This is a genomic window from Spiroplasma sp. AdecLV25b, from assembly GCF_030913225.1.
GTDB lineage: Bacteria > Bacillota_I > Bacilli_A > Mycoplasmatales > VBWQ01 > Spiroplasma_E.
In genome coordinates, this window is sequence record NZ_JAQYTS010000020.1 from 1 (window position 1) to 4,879 (window position 4,879).

Sequence of the window (4,879 nt, forward strand, 5' to 3'; positions counted from 1 at the left end):
AGCATTTAGAACAAATGAAAACTGCTTTACATTTAATTCGCGCTGGTTATAATAAATATGGACGCAGTGGTGTTTTAAAATCACGCACCATTCGTAGTTTATTAGAAGTCATGTCTTTTGAATGAACTATGAGTTTACTTCAAACTTTAAATCAGAAAAGCATTGCTAAAATTGCTCATTATTTTGGAATTAAAGATTTCAATGACCGTAAGATTTTACTAGAACAACTAGAATATATTAAAGATGTTCGTAACTATTTATCTCATAATTTTAAAGTTTTAGGTATTCAGTTTAAACATAAAGAACGTTTTGCTTATTATGACCAAACCTTAAATGCTACTAATGAACACCATTATTTACATTTATTGATTGACCGTTTTTCAAGTAAAAACGAACTATTACCACGATTCAATAGTGATTATGAAAAGTTGTTTAAAAACTATGAAGTGAAAATTCACGATTGTGTTAAAGAACAAACAGATACAAGAATTCAATCTTAATAACAATTTTTTTTCATTTATCTACTCATAAACTATTAGCAGTTATTAATTTGTTTGTGTTTTTTCTTTTCACAAATCTTTATCTTTTAACGCTGAATTTTCTTTTTGTAATTCTTTATTTCAAGTTAATAATTTCTGTAGTTTTTTTTAATTTCTTATTTTCTAGATAGGGGTCATTTTCATAAGTAAAAGAAATAAACTTAGCAATTAATTCAATTTGTTCTTCACTTTTTAAAACATATGTTCTATAAGTACTAAAATCCACTCATGAATCTTTTAAATTATTAGTATAAACTCTTTCTATACCACTTGAGTAAAAATATGTATCAATGCCATTTAAACTTATTATTAAGGCTTTTTCTTTAGTTTTTAAATCACATTTATGAGTTCCTACTCAAATTAATGATTTTTGATTTTTATATTTTAATAAAATTGCAGGTCTTCCTTATTTGTGATCTAATAACTCAGAGCGATGTAACTTATAAATATGCATTCTTTTAAAAATTAGTTTATTCATTTATTTTTTCTCTTTTCTTTTTCTTGACATTAAGTATAGATAATATATAATTGAAACATACCGATATGGCAAAGTAGTAATGTGCGATGTCTTGCCTGGTAACCAAACCGAGTAAATATTATATTAAGGACCTTAAGGTTCTTTTTTTGTTTACATCATTGTTCATAAATAAAAATCTCCTTAGTTCTTAAAAACTTATAAATGTACATTTTTTTAAAATTTATCATTTTATATGTTCCTTTCATAATGGAATGTAATAATAATTAATAAAAAATAATCAAATTTCCTAAATTAAATATGTAATAATATTACTGTTATTGGTTAATGAAAGTTAACCGGTGGGTAATCAAATCTCACTTAGGTTCTCTTTTTTTATTAGTTTAATTTAACAGTTAATTCCTTAATAAAAACAAAAAAACGCAAAAATATGTGATACATACTTTGCGTTTATGATAGTTATATACTATTAAATTATAATGTTTTTATGGTCAATAATTAAGAATATTTAGTCTTATAAATGGGTGAGAATCACAAGAGGATAATTTCCTTATTAAACAAATAGTAACATGATTTCATTATCAGTAATAGTTTTATTAATTTTACCTTGTCCTAAAATTGGTGAACCACCACCCTTACCATCATAGGCTTGCAAAATTTTTTGTAAAATTACATTACTATGATATTGTTTATTACTATGTAATTCTTTACTTGATGCCACTAAGATTAAACTTTCTTGCTCATTATTTTTATTAATAAAAATAATGATAATATTTTGGTACTGATTACGATAATGTTCCATTAATTCACGTAGTGTTTTAACATCTAAACCATTAAAATTAGCAATTAACAATTGATATTGTTCTTTAATTACTGGTACTAAATTTAAATGTTGTTTTAAAACCATAGTTCGTTGTAATTCTTGATTATTAATTTGTCACTTTTTAAATAAACTTTGAAGTTCACTAATTAATAATTTACCATTTCGTCAATCACTAAGGCAAGGTTGTAGTTTACTAATAGTTTTAGCAATGCTTTCAATTGTTAAATCTTGATTAGTATTATTTTTTAGATTTTGATATTGATTAAATCAATTAGCACTTTCTGCTTGCATTGTTAATAATTGTTTACTTAAATATTCACTAATAGTTTGATGTGATGTTAAAGCATGGACACGATATGAACCAGAACCCTTTGATTCAATACTAGTAATTAATAACTGTTCTACTTCTTTCGTATTATGACAGTGTGTTCCTCCACAAAGTTCAATTGAAAAATCACCAAATTTAATCACACGCACTGTTTTATCATATTTTTCACCAAAAAATGCTAATGCTCCTAGTTTAATTGCTTCATCATAAGGACAATGAATAACTTCACATTCGGTTTTACTTTTAATTCAAGTAATGACTTGTGTTTCAATCTGTTCTTGTTGTTCAGGAGTAATGTTTTCATAATGACTAAAATCTAATCGTAAATATTGGTAGTTATTAAAACTTCCTGATTGCATAACGTGTTGTCCTAATACTTTTCGTAGTGCAGCATGTAGTAAATGTGTTCCAGAATGATTTTTACGAATATCCAAGCGATGATTACTATCAATTGATGCTACTACTAAATCAGTAGTTGTTAGTGTCCCTGTTACTGTTACTTGATGGATATGTTGCTTTTGTGGTCCTTGTTGGACATCACTAACATAGGCACTACCATTAACACCTTTAATGACTCCATCATCGGCTGCTTGTCCACCTTTTTCAGCATAAAAAGGTGTTTCTTGTAAAATTAGAAATCCAGTTTCATCTGTTAACTTTGTTACTTCTTTTTCATCTTTTAACATAAAATTAATATTAGTTTTAGTCTGGTCTTGAGTATAACCAATAAAAGTAGAATCAACTTTTAAATTAGTTAATAATGGAGATTGAAATGTCAATGCTTGATGGTGAGAGCGTGCTTTTCTAGTATTATCTTTACTATTTGCTAACAGTTTTTCAAAGCCTTGTAAGTCAACAGTAGCATTCATTTCTTGCGCCATTTCTAAAGTTAATTCAATTGGGTAACCGTAAGTATCAAATAGTTTAAAAGCACTAACTGCATCTACTTTTTTCTGAGTTTTAATAACTTGTAACAACAACTGTTTGCCTGTACTTAATGTTGTTCAAAACTTAAGTTCTTCACTTTTAATAATAGTAGTTACTAAATCAACTTTATCATGCAATTCATAGTAGTGAACACCCATTACTTTAACAATTACTGGTACTAGTTTGAATAAAAATGGTTCATTAATACCTAACTTTTGACCGTAAACAACTGCTCGTCTAATTAATCGTCTTAATACATAACCACGGTCTTTACTACTTGGAAAGACACCATCACTAATAGCAAAAACTAAGCATCGAATATGGTCAGCAATAATTTTAAAAGCAGTATTAATGGTTTTTTTGTTGTGATTCATTAGTAAAATAATTATTAATATCATACCGAGTATTTGTTAGTTTTTCACAACTATGAATAATAGTTTGAAATAAGTCAGTATCAAAGTTAGTAGGAACATCTTGTAAAATAGCTACTAGTCTTTCTAAACCAGCGCCGGTATCAATATTTCTGCGTGGTAAGTCAGAATAATTGTTTTTACCATCATTATTAAATTGTGAAAAAACAATATTTCAAATTTCAATATAACGATCATTTTCCATATCGTCTTGTAATAGTTTAATACCAATATTTTTTTCATCATATTTAATACCACGATCATAATAAATTTCAGTATTAGGGCCACATGGACCTTGTCCCATATCTCAAAAATTAGTAGCTCTTGTTCCTTTAATAATATGGTCTTGTGGTAATTTAATAATATTTAATCATAAATCATATGTTTCATGGTCTTCACTAAAAACTGTTACATAAAGTAAATTAGGGTCTAAGTTTAATCATTTTTCACTTGTTAAGAACTCTCATCCTCAAGTAATAGCTTCAACTTTAAAATAATCACCGATTGAAAAATTACCTAGCATTTCAAAAAAAGTCTGATGTCGTGCTGTAATTCCAATATTTTCAATATCATTAGTTCTAATGGCTTTTTGTGAGTTAACTAGTCGATTTGCAACTGGAGTACTACGACCATAAAATATGGTTTTAAAGTAGCAACTCCTGAGTTAATTCATAATAATGATGGGTCATCATTAGGAACTAGTGAAGCGCTTGCTAAAATATGGTGGTCATACTTTTTAAAAAAATTTAGTCATGTTGTTCTTACTTTATCTGTTGTTCATTTTGTATTCATATTTTCCTCCTGAAAATAATAAAAAACGTTCCTTATTATTTAGGAACGTTTAATTTTGAACGCGGTACCATCCTAATTCATTTATTAACTTAATAATAAATGCTCTTAATTGTTTATTAAATATGAAAAATTAGGAGCTTCCCATTAATGTTAGTTAAGTGCTTACACTGTCCACTCTCGCTGTTATATAACTAATGATAATAATGGTACTTATCTAATTTAAGATTAATATTTTACATATTAATTTCTGTACTAATATTATCTACAAATTATAAATATTGCAAGTAAAACTATTAAAAAGGAATAATAAAAACAAGGGTATAATCAGCATTTTTAACATCTATCAAATAAAAAATCAAATTTATACTTATAAAAATATTAATATATGATAAAATTTTAATACTACTTGATGAATTGAAAGAAAATTTTAAATAACCACAAGAAAGAGGAATAGTAAAATGAGTGAACACGACATCCTGAATTGAATAGGTGCTGTTGCTAGTGTTAGTATACTTGTTTTTCTATTATTATTTTTAATAATAGTATTTTCATTAAACTATAAGAATAAAAGTAAAGTTAAAAAAA

Annotated in this window: 5 protein-coding genes; 1 reads left to right on the top strand and 4 read right to left on the bottom strand. The window is 26.4% G+C overall.

What is annotated here, in order from left to right; genetic code table 4:
* Positions 1–500 (top strand): Abi family protein (locus tag RDJ14_RS02230; protein WP_308149743.1); only part of this gene is annotated, 500 nt, incomplete at its 5' end.
* Positions 501–615: 115 nt separating this feature from the next.
* Here the strand turns inward: RDJ14_RS02230 and RDJ14_RS02235 are convergent.
* The 4 genes from RDJ14_RS02235 to RDJ14_RS02250 form a co-directional block, all read right to left on the bottom strand.
* Complete coding sequence (locus RDJ14_RS02235) at positions 616–765, bottom strand: hypothetical protein (RefSeq protein WP_308149744.1); 150 nt, start codon at positions 763–765, stop codon at positions 616–618.
* Positions 766–1,567: 802 nt separating this feature from the next.
* On the bottom strand, positions 1,568–3,490 hold the full coding sequence (alaS, locus tag RDJ14_RS02240) for an alanine--tRNA ligase (protein ID WP_308149745.1): 1,923 nt from the start codon (positions 3,488–3,490) through the stop codon (positions 1,568–1,570).
* Positions 3,441–4,142 (bottom strand): alanine--tRNA ligase-related protein, encoded by a 702-nt coding sequence (locus RDJ14_RS02245; protein ID WP_308149747.1) that lies wholly within the window; start codon positions 4,140–4,142, stop codon positions 3,441–3,443. Before RDJ14_RS02245 ends, alaS begins: the two co-directional genes overlap by 50 nt.
* Positions 4,103–4,294: an alanine--tRNA ligase-related protein gene (locus RDJ14_RS02250; protein WP_308149746.1), complete on the bottom strand. Its 192-nt coding sequence runs from the start codon at positions 4,292–4,294 to the stop codon at positions 4,103–4,105. The genes RDJ14_RS02245 and RDJ14_RS02250 overlap by 40 nt, the downstream gene beginning before the upstream one ends.
* Positions 4,295–4,879: the final 585 nt, after the last annotated feature.